Origin of the sequence: Novosphingobium sp. G106, assembly GCF_019075875.1 — a bacterium.
Classification (GTDB): domain Bacteria; phylum Pseudomonadota; class Alphaproteobacteria; order Sphingomonadales; family Sphingomonadaceae; genus Novosphingobium.
Window position 1 is genome coordinate 5,410,085 of record NZ_JAHOOZ010000001.1, and the last position, 15,730, is coordinate 5,425,814.

The window sequence follows — 15,730 nt, forward strand, 5'->3', positions numbered from 1 at the left end:
AAATATTGAAGCCGAACGCGATTTTTGCGGCAAGACAAACGTCCGGTGGGCTGCTAAAAATGTGGGCCGATATTGGGTGGGCGGGGCGTCTTATGGCGATCCGTTATGTTCCGCAACGGAGGGTAAGGCCACATTAGTGACGCCCCTTGGCCATTTTTTAGCGGGCGAGAGGTAGGTCACACACCGAACTTCACGGGGCTTCTGAAATGCCAACCACATTGCGCGCAGCCGATTTCATCGGCTCTCTGGGCGTCGACGTCCACCTTCAGCCGCTGAACACCTCTGCCAACATTGCCAGGACCACGGCGGCGCTCGGCTATCTCGGCATCGATCACGTGCGCGAGGGCGCGATGCTGGAAGGGGACACTATCTTCCAGTCGCTCGCCGAGGCGGGCGTGAAGTTCGACATGCTGTTGCCCTCGGGCCTGGACCCGATCGAGACCGTTTCGCGGATCGCGGCCTTCGCGCAGGCCAACCCGGGCGCGGTGGCCGCGATCGAGGGCCCCAACGAGATCAATCACTGGCCGGTGAAATATGCGGGTCTGACCGGCGTGGCCGCGGGCGTCGCCTTCGTCAACGCGGCAGCGAGTGCCGTCGATGCGACGCCGATCCTGAGGGGCGTCGACTTCTACGACCTCACCGGCGCGCCGCGAACCGTTGCGGTGGCGGGTGATGCAGCGGACTACGTCAACATCCATCCCTATCCGAAGCTCGGCGCGCAGCCCTATGCCACCCTAGCCACCGCGATGATGCAGCACGGCGTCGCCGGCAAAGGCATGGTCATCACCGAGGCCGGCTATCACACGGGTGTCGGCAACGCGAGTTGGGAGGGTGTCGACGAGACCACCCAGGCCAAGCTCACGCTGAACCTGATCGCCGATGCGACCAAGCTCGGCGTCGCGCATACCTATCTCTATCAACTGCTCGATGCCGATGATCCGACCGGGATCGCCGTCGACAAGAATCTTGGCCTGTTCGACAGCGCGTTCCAGCCGAAGAAGGTCGCGACGGCGATCCACAACCTGACCACGATCCTGGCCGACGATACCGCCAATGCCGCAAGCTTCGCGACCCATGCGCTGTCCTACAAGCTGAGCGGACAGCCCGCGAACAGCAACTCGTTGGTGATCGAGAAGTCGAGCGGCGTCCACGACCTCGTGCTCTGGGCCGAACCCGATATCTGGAACGAAGCGGCCAACAAGCCGATCTCAGTCGCCGCGAAGCAGACCACGATCGACTTCGGCCGCATGGTCGATGTCGTGGTCTACGATCCGCTTGTCTCGGACCGCCCGATCGCCCGCTATGACGACGTCACCTCTGCCAAGATTGCGCTTTCGGACCACCCCGTCGTTATCGAGGTGAGCGGCGCGGCCGATGGGCCTCTGACCGGGCCGACGCAGATCGATCCGGCGCTATGGCTCACCGGCGCCGCAGCGACCGATGTGATCGTCGGGCGCTCGAACTCCGACACGCTCAAGGGTATGGGCGGCAACGACAGGCTCGACGGGGGGGCGGCGACGATACGCTGATCGGCGGGGTTGGGGCGGATCGGCTCGTCGGCGGCAGCGGCGCGGATCTCTTCGTGTTCCAGACGGTAGGCGAGTCGCGGATCGCCGCCACGGCGCGCGACGAGATCGTCGATTTCAACGCGGCCGACGGCGATCGGCTCGACCTTTCCAAGATCGATGCCAACAGCAAGGTCGCGGGCAACCAGGCCTTCATGCTCGGTGGTGACGCTTTCAGCCGGGTCGCAGGTGAACTCATCCAGACGCACACCGGCGACCAGTGGCTGCTCCAGGGCGATCTCAACGGCGATGCGCGGGCCGATTTCGCCATTCTGTTCGACCATCTGGCGCAACCGCTAGGGGCGGACAGCGTGCTGCTCTGATAAGGGTCTAGCCGGCGGCGAGGGACGACAGCGCAAGCACCGCCGCGGTCAGCAATGCGGCGATCGCCACCTTCAAGGCCGCGAAGAACCGCCACGACATGATGAGGACGAGCGCTACGCCTGCGACGCAGAGCTGTCCGGTCCAGGCCACGGTGCCCTGCGCCGGCCCGAACCGGTGGAGCGCGGCGAAGAGCGAGAGCATCAGGAGTGCAACGCCGGCGGCTCTGGCTTGAAAGGGTGACAGCACCGCCGGCAGGTGGCGGGCAGGCCAGTGCTTGGCGCGGGCTGCGGCCAGGCTGGCGAGGCCGGCATAGGCGATCAGGCCAGGCTCAAGCATCGACGGTCTCCCGGCTGAGACTGACCTGGGCCGAGCGCTCGCGGCAGCGGCCAGCCTTGCGCGGTCGCCCGGCGCGCCATGCGGCGAGGCCCAGCAGCGCGGCGAGGCTGAAGAAAGCAAGATCGAAGGAAACGAACAGCCAGTCGCCCGCCGCCAGGCTCCGGAACAGGCCGCGCTCGGTCGTCGCGATGTTGACCAGCGGCAGCGCCGCGAAGGCGGCTGCCGCGATCGCCAGCGTCTCGGGCCAGGCACGATGGACCGGGCGGAGGAGGGACAGCGCAGCGAGGCCGAACCACACCCAGAACATCGCCGCCACTTCCATGTCGGCGCGCCCGGGCAGGGCGGCGGGGATCAGCCGGTTGGCGAGCAGGTAGGCCGCCATGCCCGCAGGCAGGCAGGCGATCGCGCCGATGTTCAACCGCTCGACCAGGCGGAAGCCGAGGAAGGGCCTGGTATCGGGCCGCCGCCGCTTGGCCGTCCACAGCAGCAGGCCGGTGCCGACCATGGCCGCACCGGTCAGGCCGAGCAGGAAGTAGGTCCAGCGCAGCACCGGCCCCGCGAAAGCCGCGATATGGAGGCCGAGCATCACGCCTGCCGTGCTGATCGCCGGCCCCGGCGGCGGCGAGGCGGAGAGCCGCTGGGCTGTCGCGCCGGCATAGCTGATCGAAGCGCCGCGCGCGTTCAATTGATCCGCCGCGCTGCGGAATAGAGTCACGGTCGCGTTGGCATAGCCCGGATCGGTGATGACCACGCGGTCGGGCTGCCCGCCGCGCCACTCGCGCGTAGCATCGTTTACCATGAGCCCAATCGGCGCCAGCGTCGCGCGCTGCGTCGAAGGTTCGGCCTTCGGCTCGACGCCATAGGCTTCCTCGGCGAAGACCGCCGGCTTGGCGTAGTTCGCCATGATCGGCCAGGGCATGTACATGACGACCAGCGTGATCAGGCCTGTATAGGTGATCATCGCATGGAACGGCAGCGCCAGGACCGCCGAGACGTTGTGTGCGTCGAGCCAGGACCGCTGCCCCTTGCCCCAGCGCAGCGTGAAGAAGTCAACGAAGATGCGCTTGTGCGTGGTGACGCCCGAAACGATCGCCGCCAGCATGAAGATGGCGCAGACGCCGGCGAGCCAGCGACCCCAGGGGTGCGGCAGCTGCAGCTGGAAATGGAAGCGGTAGAACTGCTCGCCGCCGCGCGTCTCTCGCGCGGTCAGCGGCGCGCCCGTGGCGGGATCGAGCTTGAGCTCAGGCCGCCGCGACCCCGGCGGCGCTTTGGGATCGGGGTTCGGCCTTGCCCGCGCGAAGATTCGCGTCTGCGTGGTGCGTTCGTCGGGCAGGTAGATCGTCCACTGCTCGTCGTCGGGGGAGGTCGCTTGCAGATGGGCGACCGCGGTCTCGGCGGCGCGTGCCGACGAGACCTGGGCCGGTCGCAGTTCGGGCTGCATCCAGCGGGTGATCTCGGGGCGGAAGTAGCTGGCGGTGCCGGTCAGGAACATCGCGAACAGGATCCAGCCGGCCAGCAGGCCCAGCCAGGTGTGGATCCAGGCCATGGCCTGGCGTAGGCCTCTGTTCGGTGCTTCGTCTTCGGTTTGGGCGGTTTCGATCACGGCCGCACGCCCAGCAGAAAGACCGCTCCGGCGGCCATGATCGCGCTGCCCCAGATGACGACGGCGACGCGCGCCAGGCTGCGTTCGTAGAAGGCCCAGAGGGCGAGCACCGCGAAGATCAGGAACGACAGGATCATGCCCCAGGCCGTGGCCTCGGCGCGGGCGATCGGCAGCAGCCGCGCCAGCAGCGAGGCCAGGGCAGAGGCAGCAGCATAGCCGCCGAGCAGCGCCGTCAGGCACCGTGCCGTCATCGCCAATGCCGTCACCGGCCCGGCGGGCCGGGCAGTTCTGCCCGAAAAGGCCCTTCGCTGAATTCCCATTGTCACCCTCGTTGCCGCCACGGCTTGCCTCTAGCCAAAACCGCCTCTAGAGGCAAATGCGAATCATTATCAACAGCAATAAGGGGCGAACATGAAGGACTTTCCGCAATCTACGGCGCATCGGGCAATCCGGAAGCTGGCACTCGCACTGGCTCTATCCGTTGCCTCGCAGGCACTTATGCCGGTCTTGGCTCATGCTGCCGACGCCGATGCGGAAGCCGACGAGAGCGACCGCGCCGCGTCCGAGACGATCATCGTCACCGGCCTGCGCGGCAGCGAGACGGGCACGGGCACCAAGACCAGCACGCCGCTGATGGAAACGCCGCAGACCATCACCGTGATCGACAACGAGGAGCTGCAGCGCCGCAACGCGCTGTCGATCAACCAGGCGCTCGGCTATGTCGCGGGCGTGTCGCCGAACCAGCGCGGCGGCATGGTCACCCGCTACGACCAGCTCATCCTGCGCGGCTTTGCGCCGGGCGTGTTTCTCGATGGCATGCGGCTGATCGCCGGGCCCTATTCGACCCCGCAGATCGACTTCAACCGCGTCGATCATATCGACGTGGTCAAGGGCCCGGCCTCGGTGCTCTACGGCAACTCGACCCCGGGCGGCCTTGTCAACCTGACCAGCAAGATGCCCGAGGACCAGGCCTTCGGGCGCATTGAAGGGCAGGTAGGGAACTATAACTCCTGGCGCGCCGTGGCCGACATCAACCAGCCGCTCGACAAGGACGGCAAGTTTCTCGCCCGCCTCGTCGGCGGCTGGCAGAAGAGCGACGGCCTGACCAAGGGCACTTTCGCCGAGCGCTATCACGTCAGCCCGATGCTGACTTTCGCGCCCGACGCCGCGACGAGCTTCACCCTGATCGCCACCTACCAGCACGCGCCGAGCGGCGGCGGCTATTCGGGCGTGCCGGCCTATGGCACCGTGCTGTCCAACGGCGGCCTCGGCACCTTGCCGCGCGACATCAACACCGGCGATCCGGGCTATGAACGCTACAACCACAAGGCGAAGTCGATCGCGGCCTTCTTCCGCCACGACTTCACCGACAGCCTGAGCTTCCGGACGAATTTCCGGTTCCAGAACAACAAGCTGTCCTACCGCCAGCTCTATGTCGCGGGCTTTGCAACGACCGGCACGGGCGTCAACCGTAACAGCAACTATGCGATCATCACCCGTGGCGGCGGCGGCGCGGATGAGGATTTCGATACGCTGACCCTGGACAACCAGCTGAACGCCAAGTTCGAGACCGGCGAGATCAAGCACAACGTCCTCGTCGGCGTCGACTACCAGCAGATCACCGGCGAAAACTTCCAGCAGTTCAACACCGGCGAGACGACCAATCCGCTGACCTCGATCCCCAACCTCAGCCTGTTCGCGCCGAAGTACGGCGGCGTGCTGCCGAGCTTCGACCTGACCCAGCTGTCCAGCGCCTACGTCAACACCTATGGCAAGCGCTTCCAGACCGGCGTCTATGTCCAGGACCAGATGAGCATCGGGCATCTGCAGCTGATCGCCAGCGGCCGCTACGACTGGTACGATCAGAACTCGCTCAACAAGCGGAACAACACGGTCACGCTCCTCAAGCAGACGGCCTTCACCACGCGGCTGGGCGCGCTCTACGAGTTCGAATTCGGCCTCTCGCCCTATGTCAGCTACTCGGAATCGTTCGAGCCGCAGACGGGCACGACCTACCTCGGCGTTCCCTTCGTCCCGGTGACCGGGCGGCAGTACGAGGCTGGGCTCAAGTTCCAGCCGGCGGGGACCAATGCAATCTTTACGCTGTCGGCCTATGACCTGAAGCGGCAGAAGGTGCCGGTGTCCGATCCACTGGCGGGCACGAACGGCATTCCGACGAATTCGCAGGTTCAGATCGGCGAGACCCGCGTCCGCGGGATCGAGTTCGAGGGACGCGGCGAGGTAACGCCCGGTTTCGATGTGATCGCGGCGCTGAGCTATACCGAAGCCATCATCACCCAGGGTACTCCGGCGATTCCGGCGACCGCGACGAACAGCGGCCAGCCGACGACCACCGGTACCCGCCAGCTCGGCACGCCCGAATGGGGCGCCTCCACCTTCCTGTCCTACGATTTCCGCAAGAGCGGCAAGACTACGGGGACGCTTGCGGGGCTCAGCCTGGGAGCCGGCGTGCGCTATGTCTCCGGCTCGGACGGCACCACGAGCTATGCCGTGATCCGAAACGTGACGACCTTCCAGCGCTTCCACACCAAGGGCTTCGCGCTGGTGGATGCCATGCTCGGCTATGACCTCGGCGCCGCCAACGGCTCGCTCGAAGGCTGGAGCCTGGCGGTCAATGCGGCCAACCTGTTCGACAAGACGCACATCTCGGCCTGCCCCTTCACCAACAGCTGCTACTACGGCGCGGCGCGCACGGTGACCGGGTCGATCCGCTACAACTGGTAGCACTTTCGGCCGTATTTCAGGTTGCCGATCCGGAGGCTCTGGCGCATCGAGGGCGGCGGATCGGCAACCCCAGATCGGTAAAGGTGCAGGCATGAAGATCGGCGTCATCTATCCCCAGAAGGAGCTCAAGGGCGATCCGCAGGCGGTCCGCGCGATCGGACTGGCCACGGAGGAACGGGGCTTCGACCACCTACTCGCCTACGATCATGTCATCGGCGCCTCGCACGACCGCGAGCCGAAGCTAACCGGACCCTATACCGAGAAGGACCCGTTCCACGATCCGCTGGTGATGTTCGCCTATATCGCCGCGCTCACCAAGCGGATCGAACTGGTCACCGGCATCCTGATACTGCCGCAGCGCCAGACCGCGCTCGTCGCACGCCAGGCGGCCGACCTCGATCTGCTCTCGGGCGAGCGGTTCCGCATGGGCGTGGGCGTGGGCTGGAACTATGTCGAATACGACGTGCTCGGCCAGGACTTCGCCAGCCGCGGCAAGCGCATGGCCGAGCAGATCGACCTGATGCGCCGCTTGTGGACCGAGGACCTAGTCGATTTCTCCGGCGAGTTCGACCGAGCCGACCGGATCGCCGCCCTGCCGCGCCCGCGCCGCTCGGTTCCGGTCTGGATGGGCGGCTTCGCCGACGTCGCCCTGCGCCGCGCGGCACGGATCGCCGACGGCTTCATCTTCGCCGACGGTGCGGGGAACGCCTTCGACCAGCTGGGCTCGCTCGACGCCTATCTCGCCGAGAACGGCCGAAGCGGCGAGGCTTTCGGCAAGCAGATAAACATGCTGCGCCCCAAGTCGGCGGCCGAGGTTGCCGAGACCGTCCAGCGCTGGCGCGACGCAGGCGGAACCCATGCGGCGATCAACTCGATGGGCATGGGCTTCACCACCGCCGCCGAGCACATCGCCTACTTCGCATCCGTGGCCGACGCCTGCGAGCGGGCAGGGCTTTCGCTCGCGGGGTAAGCCGCGGGGCTCAGAACGGATTCTGCGCCGTCGCGTAGTGCGACATCGCCATCGTCGTAAGCTGCGCGTTGACCCGGATGCAGCTCGGGAAGGTGCTGGCGTCGGTCACGAGCACGTTGTCCGTCCCGTGGACGCGATTGTCGAGATCGACGATGCCTTCGTTCGGGTCGGCGTTACGCGCATTGCCGCCCTGCGGGTGCGAACTCGACAGCGTCACGTCGTCGGCCTCGCGCACGTTGCGTTCGAAGAAGCCATCGATCTTGTCGTGGCTGTCGAAGTCCTTTCGATGCAATGCGGTACCGCGCGCCACGGCCGGATAGACCTCGATAGCGCCGGCGGCGAAATGCACCTTGGTCAGCGTCGCCAGCGCGCGGCGTAGCAGCGGTATCTCCACGTCCTGGCGCAGTTTGAAGCTCAGCCCGCCATTGCCTTTGAGTTGTCCGCGCCGGTCCGCCGGAAACAGCACGCCCGCCGAGGCCAGCCGGTTGTAGTTGCGCATCCGGTGGGCGTGATCGCCGAACCAGCCGGGCATCAAGGTCGACATGCTCATTGGCGGCTGGAAGTGCGATTCGAGCAGAAAGTCGCCGCGGTCGACATAGGTTGCCATCTGGTCTTCGTCCCAGACGTTCATCGGCTTGTCGTCGGGCATCAGCGCCACGACCGGGCAGGCGATGTTCAGCGATATGCCCGAACCGGCCTGCTTGATGCCGCTGTTGCGCAGGATGCGGCTCGAGGCCAACGCGCCCGCCGCGACGACCACGCCCTTGGTCGCGTGCACGACACGGCTGGTGCCGTCGGGCAGGACAACCTCGACGCCGATGGCGTGGCCGGGCTTCCCGTCCTTCCAGATGATCCGGCGTACTTCGCCATCGGCCAGGATCCTGGCCCCGTTGTCCCGTGCGGTCAGCAGGTAGGACTGCGCCATGCCCTGCTTGCGGCCATAGGGGCAGCCCGTGTTGCAATAGCCGCAATAGGCACACTCGGCTCCGATCGCGCGCGGCCCGTAGTTCTTGCGGAACCATCTATAGGGCGACTGCGCATCCTGCGGATCGCCCGTCGTGCCTGCGTGGGTGCTCCAACCATTAAGCAGGTGCGGACCGTTGTTGCGTCCCGTGTGCGGCAGGATCTCCTCGATCCCGAGATGGTTCTCGACCGCGTCGTAGGCCTCGAGGAACCGGGCCTCGTCGACCGGAGCGCCCAGCGCGGCCCAGTTGGCGAAGACGTCGGAGGCGGCTGGATGGACCTGGCCTGGTGCTTTGACGCGCAGGCAGATGCCGTTGTTGATCACGGTCGAGCCGCCGACGACACGCCCCTGGAACACGACGATGTCGTGATCGCGGCTCGTCTGGATGCCGCCGTCGACGAAGAGGCGCGAGGTCATCCTGCGTTCTTCGTGGGTGATGTCCGGCGAGGGGTAGTGCGGTCCAGCCTCGATCACCAGTACGTCGTGCTTCTGCCCGGAGAGGTTCGCTGCCGCGACCGCGCCGCCCGCGCCCGATCCGATGACGATGATCTCGGCCGAATGGGGCAGCGCGTCGGGGTGAAGCACGTCGCTGTGCTTGAGGTCGCGGCCCAAGAACGGCTTGATCGTCACGTCACCTGAACTCGGATTACGCGCGCGATGTTTGGGCAGCGTATAGCCGATCTGCGCAAACACCGGATTGGCCTTGTTCTCGTCCTGGCCCTTCTCCCGGTCCTCGTTCTGGCCTTCCCAGTGGCCGTAATAGCCGGCGTAGATCACGCCGCGGATACGCGCGAGGTCCTGCAGCAGGTTGTTCTTCGAGCGCTTGAGCCGCTTGTCGATCCGCTGCTTGCGCCATTCGGGTCCGAACAGCAGGAAGAACGGCCCGCCCATGAAGAAGCAGACCAGATAGAGCGTCAGCCCGATCTCGGTCGGCTTGTTGCCGTGGATCATGCCGAACTGCTTCTGCAGGTTGGCGACGACCTGCTTCGGCGGGATCTTCATCTCGACGCCGTAGAACAGCGCCTCGGTCAGCGCCTTGATGATCGCGGCTTGCAGCGGATTGAACGGTTTCGACATTCACGCATCCTTCGATAGAGGATGCGACCCCCTTTATTGCAGGCGCCATAGCAGCCCGATGGGGCGTTAGCCAATTGCTGAACGATCCAAAACGCTCGGCTTTATGTAATGGGGAAGAGAAAGCCGGTCCCCCGCGCGGGCGGACCGGCTCTGCTATTGAGATCAGCCGATGATCGACTTGATCTCGAGATATTCGTGGAAGCCGTATTCGCCCCACTCGCGCCCGTTGCCCGAGCGCTTGTAACCGCCGAACGGCGCGTGGAAGTCGAAGCCGCCGTTGATCCAGATCGCGCCGGTGCGCATCTTGCGCGCGACGCGGCGGCATTCGTCGGCGTCGCTGCCCGAAACATAGCCGCCGAGGCCGAAGTTGCTGTCGTTGGCGATACGGATCGCGTCGTCGACGTCGTTGTAGGGGATCACCACCAGCACCGGGCCGAAGATCTCCTCGCGGGCGATGACCGTGTCGTTGTTGGTCACGAAGACGGTCGGCTTGACGTACCAGCCCTTGTCTAGCCCCTCGGGACGGCCGAGGCCGCCGGCGATGAGCTGCGCGCCTTCGTCCAGGCCCTTCTGGATATAGTCCTGGATGATGTTGAACTGGCTCTTCGAGACGACCGGGCCCATGGCGAAATTGCCGTTGGGATCGCCGACGGAGACCGCGTTGCAGGCATCGGCCGAAGCCTTGATCGCCTCTTCGAGGCGCGAGGCGGGGACCAGCAGGCGCGAGCCGGCCGAGCAGGTCTGACCCGAATTGCCCATCATGCCGCCGGTGGCGCCGGCGACGTTGTTCGCCATGTCGGCGTCGTCGAGCACGATCCAGGCGCTCTTGCCGCCCAGTTCCAGCCCGACGCGCTTGACCGTGTCGGCCGCGTCCTTCTGGATCTGTACGCCGACCGGCTCGGAGCCGGTGAACGAGATCATATCGACGTCCTGATGCGTCGACAGCGCGTTGCCGATGACCGAGCCCTGGCCCTGGATCATGTTGAACACGCCCGCCGGGGTGCCGGCATCGTGGATGATCTCGGCGAGGATCTGCGCCGAATAGGGCGCGAGTTGCGGCGGCTTCAGGATCATCGTGCAGCCGCTGGCGAGCGCCGGGAAGATCTTCACGCAGGTCTGGTTCATCGGCCAGTTCCACGGCGTGATCAGGCCGCAGACGCCGATCGGCTCGTAGCGGATCAGGGTGGCGCCCCGCTGCTGCTCGAACTGGAATTCCTTGAGCACTTCGATCGCGGTCTGCAGGTGACCCGCGCCAAGCCCGACGTGGAAGCCCCGGCCGAGCGAAACCGGCGCGCCCATTTCCTCGACCACCGCGTCGCCGAGTTCATCCGAACGCTTGGCATATTCGGACTGGATCGCCTGGAGGATGTCGAGCCGGTCCTTGACCGAGGTTTCGCCCCAGGTGGCGAAGGCGCGGCGGGCAGCGGCGACTGCCTTGTCGACGTCGGCGGCCGAGCCCAGCGAGATCGTGCCCGAAACGGCTTCGGTGGCGGGATTGATCACTTCGACGGTCTTGGGCGTGGTCGGATCGACCCATTTCCCGTCGATGTAGAACTTCAGATACTCGCGCATAACTTCTCCCGAAACTTCGTGGGGCAGGCCGGGTGTGGGCTCATCCCCAGATGGAATTTTGCTCGCTGAAAACAATAAGCCCGCGCCCTACTGTGTCCAGTATGGCGCGGGCGTGAATTGTCGCCTCTGCGGGCCTCCCGCTTACTGCGTGCCCTCGGCGTACCAGGTGCGGAACTTCTCGTACTTGGGCATCTCTTCCGAGTTGGCCTTCGGATCGATAGGCACGTGGATGACGGTCAGGCCGCCGCGCTCGTAGGCGGCCTTGATCGCCGGGCCGAGGTCCTTGGCTTCACGCACGAAATCGCCGTGGCCGCCGAAGCCTTCGCCGATCTTGTCGAAGCGGACCTTGTCGGACCAGTGGGTGCCGGTCTCGGCCGTGCCCTGGCCGAAGGTGCGCTTGTAGACGCCGACCTCGAGACCCCACTGGAAGTCGACGCCGACGACGCAGACCAGCGTCAGGTTCTTGCGCACGGCGACTTCGAGCTCGCCGACATGGAACAGGAACGAACTGTCCGAAGTCAGCAGCATGCCCGGGCGCTTCTTGCCGGTCGCGGCCTCGTCGGCGAGCATGGCGCCCGTCGCATAGGGCAGGCCGGTGCCGATGTGGCCGTAATTCTGGTTCCAGATCACGTCGTGCGGTTTGCACTGCGAATAGGTCCACTGGTAGATCACCGTGGCGCCGCCGTCGCGGATCATGATGCCGTCCTTGGGGAAGGCCTTGGTCGCTTCGACGACGAACTGCGCGGTGTTCATCGGCACGTTGCCCGAACCGTCGGTCTTCTCGCCGGCTTCGACCGCCAGCTCGTCGAGCTCGGCCTGGCCGTCCTTCATGAAGCGGCGCAGGCCCTGGGCCTCGGGCAGGCCATCGCCCAGCGCGCGGGTGAGCTGCGGCACGACGGCGCGCAGATCGCCGACCAGCGGCACGTCGATCGGGCGGTTGACGCCGATCGCGGTCGCGTCCTGCTGGATGTAGATCCACTTGCGGTTGGCTTCGCCTGCATACCAGTGACGCCAGCGGCCATAGTGCAGCGGCTCGCCGAGCTCGGTACCGATCGCGACGACGAGGTCGCTCTCTTCCACCGCGTCGATCGAGGCGTCGGAGAAGACGTACTGGAAGGTGCGGTCCTCGAGACCCTCGATGTACGAGGTGCCGCCCGAGGTCTGGATGACCGGGCAGTTCATCTTGAGCGCCAGGTCCTTGAGCTTCTCGCCCGACTTGGTCGTGTGGACGGCGTGGCCGACCAGCAGAATCGGGTTCTTGGCGGCCTTGATCAGCGCGGCGGCCTCGGCGATGCGGTCACCGTCGGCGCCGGCATCGGTCAGGCGGTAGCGGGCGGGCGGCAGCGCCGGCTCGGCATCCAGCTCTTCGAGCAGAACGTGGCTGGGATATTCGATGTAGCAGGGGCCCGGCGTGCCCGACAGCGAGATGCGGATCGCCTCGCGGATGATCTCGTCGGTCTGGTCGGCATACTCGATCGACGACGAGAACTTCACCGAATCCTCGATCATCGGCTCCTGGCGGACGAACTGGATACGGCCGCGGCGCACGCGGCGCTCGGTCACGCGGGCGCGCTGGCCGCCCAGGATGATGACCGGGTCGTTCTCGACCTTGGCGCACTGGATGCCCGGCATCGCATTGGCCATGCCCGGCCCGAGCGTGGCGATGCAGAGCGCCGGCTTGCCGGTGATGCGGGCGGCAGCGGCAGCCATGTGGACAGCCGAAGCCTCGTGGTGCGGCGAGACGACGGTCCAGCCGCGATTTTCGGCTTCGAGGAACAGGTGGACGAAGTTCGGATCGGGAATGCCGAACAACGTGTTGACGCCCTCGGCCTCGAACAGTTCGAGGATGCGCTTGTAGACGGGAGTGCCGCCCTTCGATTCCGCCTGCACCTGATCGTCGTATGCCATCGTCTGGATTTCCCTTTTTCGATAAGATTCTAGAATTTATTCAGGGGGTTGCGAATGGGTGTCGCGCTGCCTGCCGGTGTCGGGCCCAGGCCGAGGCGCGTGCCGATTCTCGCTCTCCCGTTGACTGTTTCGGCACCGCTCCTAGCTCAACGGCGCAAAGCCGCCAACACAAGATCAACAGGTCTGTTCATTTGGTCTCGTCGTGCGCCAGGCCGAGCTCCGCGAGCAGTTCGGCATTGTGCTGGCCCAGCGTCGGGGCGGGGCCGGCGACCTTGCCCGGTGTCGCCGAAAACCAGGTCGGCACGCCCGGGAACTTGGTCGGTCCCTGCGGCGTGTCGAGCGTCTCGAAGAAGCCGATCGCATTGAGCTGCTCGTTGTCGAACAGCTCGTCGGTGGTGCGCAGCTGGGCAACCGGAATGTGTAACTCGCGCAGCAGGTCGAGCCATTCCTGCGTCGTGCGCGTCAGGAAGGTCTCGCCGAGCAGGCCGTAGACGCGGCCGATCTGCTTCGCCCGCTTCTCCAAGGTCGAGAACTCGTCGCTCTCCCAGGCCGGCTTTACCGAGGCCATGAAGGCGTTCCAGTGCTTGTCGTTGTAGACCAGCGCCGCGACATAGCCGTCCTTGGTCTTGTAGGGCCGGCGGTTCTTCTCGACCGCGCGGTGATAGTGCGCCGGCGTGGTAGGCGGCGTGAACATCGCGCCGTTGGCATGCTCCACCAGCATGAACGAGGCCATCGCCTCGAACATGGTGACTTCCACTTCCTGGCCCTCGCCGGTGCGCTGGCGGTGGAACAGTGCCATCATCGTGCCCTGCAGCGCGTGGAGGCCCGCGACCTTGTCGGCCATGATCGTCGCGACGAAGCCGGGCTCTCCGTTCATCAGCTGCTGGACGTAAGTGATGCCGCATTCGGCCTGGATCGTGTCGTCGTAGGCCGGCTGGTCGGCCTCTGGCCCGCGGCGGCTATAGCCGTAGCAATTGGTATAGACGATGTCGGGCCGGATCGCCGAGACCGCTTCATAGGAGAAGCCGAGCTTGGCGATCGCGCTGCCGCGCATCGAATGGATGAAGACGTCGGCCGTGGCGATCAGCTTGCGCAGAACCTCCTTGTCGGCTTCCTGCCGCAGGTCGAGCATCACGCTGCGCTTGCCGCGGTTCACGTTGACATAGACGCCGCCCATGCCCGGCACCGGGCCGACCGTGATGTCGCGCGTGTTGTCGCCGGCCGGCGGCTCGACCTTGATCACGTCGGCGCCCATGTCGGCCATGATCTGGGTGGCATAGGGGCCGAACACGACGCTCGTCAGATCGACGACGCGAATTCCGGCCAAAGGACCTTTGCTGCTCATTCCTGCTCCTCGGACTGCGGCGCCGTTAGCCGATCGCGTCGTCGTCGTCTATGCGTATTTTGGTTCGTTGAACGCATATCGGCACAACCGCAGTTGTCATTCCCCTGTACCGCTGCTAGCGGCAGCACGTCGTCAGCGAGAGGTGCGTATCGTGGACTTTGCATTCACCGAAGACCAGCAGAACATCCGCGAGGCCGTGCTCAAGCACTGCTCGCAGTTCTCCGAGGACTACTGGCTGGAGCACGACCGCAGCGGCGAATGGCCTGTCGAGTTCCACAAGATGATGGCCGAGGCCGGCTGGCTCGGCATCGCCATGCCCGAGAGCGTCGGCGGCGCCGGCCTCGGCATCACCGAAGCGGCGATCATGATGCAGGCCGTGGCCGAGAGCGGCGGCGGCCTCGCGGCGGCGAGCTCGATCCACGGGCCGGTCTTCGGGCTCGAGCCGGTCATGCATTTCGGCACCGAGGAACAGCAGCAGCGGATGATCCCGCCGATCCTTTCGGGCGAAGAGAAGATGTGCTTCGCCGTGACCGAGCCCAACACCGGGCTCGACACCACCAGCCTCAAGACCAAGGCCCAGAAAGTCGACGGAGGCTATCTGCTCAACGGCGAGAAGATCTGGATCACCAACGCCCACGTCGCTGATCGCATGCTGATCATCGCGCGCACCACCGCGCTGGAAGACGTGAAGAAGAAGACCGAAGGCCTGACGCTGTTCTATACCAAGCTGAACCGCGACCATATCGAGCACCAACTGATCCCCAAGATGGGCCGCCACGCGGTCGGCTCGAACATGCTGTTCATCACAGACCTGTTCGTGCCCGAGGAAGACCGCATCGGTGCCGAGGGCCAGGGCTTCAAGATCCTGCTCCACGGCCTCAACCCGGAGCGTGTGCTGCTCGGCGCGGAAGCGACCGGGCTCGGCAAGGTGGCGATCGCCAAGGCGGCGAAATATGCGCGCGAGCGGATCGTCTTCGGCCGGCCGATCGGCCAGAACCAGGGTATCCAGCACCCGCTGGCCAAGGCCTGGATGCAGCTCCAGGCGGCCGAACTGATGGTGTGGAAGGCGGCGACCTTGTTCGACCAGGGCAAGGAATGCGGCATCGAGGCGAACAGCGCCAAGTACCTCGCGGCCGAAGCCGGCTACGAGGCCTGCCAGACCGCGGTCATGTCGATGGGCGGCATGGGCTATGCGCAGGAATATCATGTCGAGCGCTACCTGCGCGAAGTGCTGATCCCGCGCATCGCGCCGGTCTCCCCGCACCAGATCATGAACTTCATCGCCGAACGCGTGCTTGAACTGCCCAAGTCCTACTGACTA

Annotated in this window: 12 protein-coding genes; 5 read left to right on the top strand and 7 right to left on the bottom strand. The window is 65.6% G+C overall.

From position 1 onward, the window contains the following. Positions 1 to 206 precede the first annotated feature (206 nt). Together KRR38_RS37215 and KRR38_RS37510 are read left to right on the top strand one after the other, a co-directional pair. Positions 207 to 1,529: a hypothetical protein gene (locus KRR38_RS37215; protein WP_217406377.1), complete on the top strand. Its 1,323-nt coding sequence runs from the start codon at positions 207 to 209 to the stop codon at positions 1,527 to 1,529. A 53-nt stretch (positions 1,530 to 1,582) separates the two neighbouring features. Then, positions 1,583 to 1,888: a hypothetical protein gene (locus KRR38_RS37510; protein ID WP_309141145.1), complete on the top strand. Its 306-nt coding sequence runs from the start codon at positions 1,583 to 1,585 to the stop codon at positions 1,886 to 1,888. 7 nt (positions 1,889 to 1,895) lie between these two features. Here KRR38_RS37510 and KRR38_RS26335 read toward each other — a convergent pair whose 3' ends face one another. The 3 genes from KRR38_RS26335 to KRR38_RS26345 are packed head-to-tail and all read right to left on the bottom strand — an operon-like array spanning position 1,896 to position 4,148. Next, entirely contained in the window at positions 1,896 to 2,225 is a 330-nt protein-coding gene (locus tag KRR38_RS26335) for a DUF3325 family protein (protein WP_217406379.1), read from the bottom strand. Next, complete coding sequence (locus KRR38_RS26340) at positions 2,218 to 3,828, bottom strand: PepSY-associated TM helix domain-containing protein (protein WP_309141146.1); 1,611 nt, start codon at positions 3,826 to 3,828, stop codon at positions 2,218 to 2,220. Before KRR38_RS26340 ends, KRR38_RS26335 begins: the two co-directional genes overlap by 8 nt. Further along, positions 3,825 to 4,148, bottom strand: a complete 324-nt coding sequence (locus tag KRR38_RS26345) for an iron transporter (RefSeq protein ID WP_217406380.1) — start codon at positions 4,146 to 4,148, stop codon at positions 3,825 to 3,827. Before KRR38_RS26345 ends, KRR38_RS26340 begins: the two co-directional genes overlap by 4 nt. A gap of 178 nt (positions 4,149 to 4,326) precedes the next feature. Here KRR38_RS26345 and KRR38_RS26350 point away from each other — a divergent pair, with 178 nt between their 5' ends. Together KRR38_RS26350 and KRR38_RS26355 are read left to right on the top strand one after the other, a co-directional pair. Further along, complete coding sequence (locus KRR38_RS26350; protein ID WP_217406381.1) at positions 4,327 to 6,573, top strand: TonB-dependent siderophore receptor; 2,247 nt, start codon at positions 4,327 to 4,329, stop codon at positions 6,571 to 6,573. Positions 6,574 to 6,664: 91 nt separating this feature from the next. After that, complete coding sequence (locus KRR38_RS26355) at positions 6,665 to 7,543, top strand: LLM class F420-dependent oxidoreductase (protein WP_217406382.1); 879 nt, start codon at positions 6,665 to 6,667, stop codon at positions 7,541 to 7,543. A 10-nt stretch (positions 7,544 to 7,553) separates the two neighbouring features. Here KRR38_RS26355 and KRR38_RS26360 read toward each other — a convergent pair whose 3' ends face one another. The 4 genes from KRR38_RS26360 to KRR38_RS26375 all read right to left on the bottom strand — a co-directional run bounded on the left by KRR38_RS26360 (position 7,554) and on the right by KRR38_RS26375 (position 14,409). Next, complete coding sequence (locus KRR38_RS26360) at positions 7,554 to 9,584, bottom strand: GMC family oxidoreductase N-terminal domain-containing protein (protein WP_217406383.1); 2,031 nt, start codon at positions 9,582 to 9,584, stop codon at positions 7,554 to 7,556. 162 nt (positions 9,585 to 9,746) lie between these two features. Continuing rightward, entirely contained in the window at positions 9,747 to 11,156 is a 1,410-nt protein-coding gene (locus tag KRR38_RS26365; RefSeq protein ID WP_217406384.1) for an aldehyde dehydrogenase family protein, read from the bottom strand. A 141-nt stretch (positions 11,157 to 11,297) separates the two neighbouring features. Then, positions 11,298 to 13,064: a thiamine pyrophosphate-binding protein gene (locus tag KRR38_RS26370; protein WP_217406385.1), complete on the bottom strand. Its 1,767-nt coding sequence runs from the start codon at positions 13,062 to 13,064 to the stop codon at positions 11,298 to 11,300. 187 nt (positions 13,065 to 13,251) lie between these two features. Beyond that, positions 13,252 to 14,409, bottom strand: coding sequence for a CaiB/BaiF CoA-transferase family protein (locus KRR38_RS26375; protein WP_217406386.1), 1,158 nt, complete (start codon positions 14,407 to 14,409; stop codon positions 13,252 to 13,254). Between the two features lie 151 nt (positions 14,410 to 14,560). Between KRR38_RS26375 and KRR38_RS26380 the strand changes: the two genes are divergently transcribed. Beyond that, entirely contained in the window at positions 14,561 to 15,727 is a 1,167-nt protein-coding gene (locus KRR38_RS26380) for an acyl-CoA dehydrogenase family protein (RefSeq protein WP_217406387.1), read from the top strand. The last annotated feature ends 3 nt before the right edge of the window (positions 15,728 to 15,730 follow it).

What these genes read in the sequence shown, in the direction of transcription:
- KRR38_RS37215 (WP_217406377.1), top strand. Translation starts at nt 207, where the DNA reads ATGCCAACCACATTGCGCGCAGCCGATTTCATCGGCTCTCTGGGCGTC.
- KRR38_RS26370 (WP_217406385.1), bottom strand. Translation starts at nt 13,064, where the DNA reads ATGGCATACGACGATCAGGTGCAGGCGGAATCGAAGGGCGGCACTCCC.
- KRR38_RS26365 (WP_217406384.1), bottom strand. Translation starts at nt 11,156, where the DNA reads ATGCGCGAGTATCTGAAGTTCTACATCGACGGGAAATGGGTCGATCCG.
- KRR38_RS26360 (WP_217406383.1), bottom strand. Translation starts at nt 9,584, where the DNA reads ATGTCGAAACCGTTCAATCCGCTGCAAGCCGCGATCATCAAGGCGCTG.
- KRR38_RS26350 (WP_217406381.1), top strand. Translation starts at nt 4,327, where the DNA reads ATGCCGGTCTTGGCTCATGCTGCCGACGCCGATGCGGAAGCCGACGAG.
- KRR38_RS26345 (WP_217406380.1), bottom strand. Translation starts at nt 4,148, where the DNA reads ATGGGAATTCAGCGAAGGGCCTTTTCGGGCAGAACTGCCCGGCCCGCC.
- KRR38_RS26335 (WP_217406379.1), bottom strand. Translation starts at nt 2,225, where the DNA reads ATGCTTGAGCCTGGCCTGATCGCCTATGCCGGCCTCGCCAGCCTGGCC.
- KRR38_RS26355 (WP_217406382.1), top strand. Translation starts at nt 6,665, where the DNA reads ATGAAGATCGGCGTCATCTATCCCCAGAAGGAGCTCAAGGGCGATCCG.
- KRR38_RS26375 (WP_217406386.1), bottom strand. Translation starts at nt 14,409, where the DNA reads ATGAGCAGCAAAGGTCCTTTGGCCGGAATTCGCGTCGTCGATCTGACG.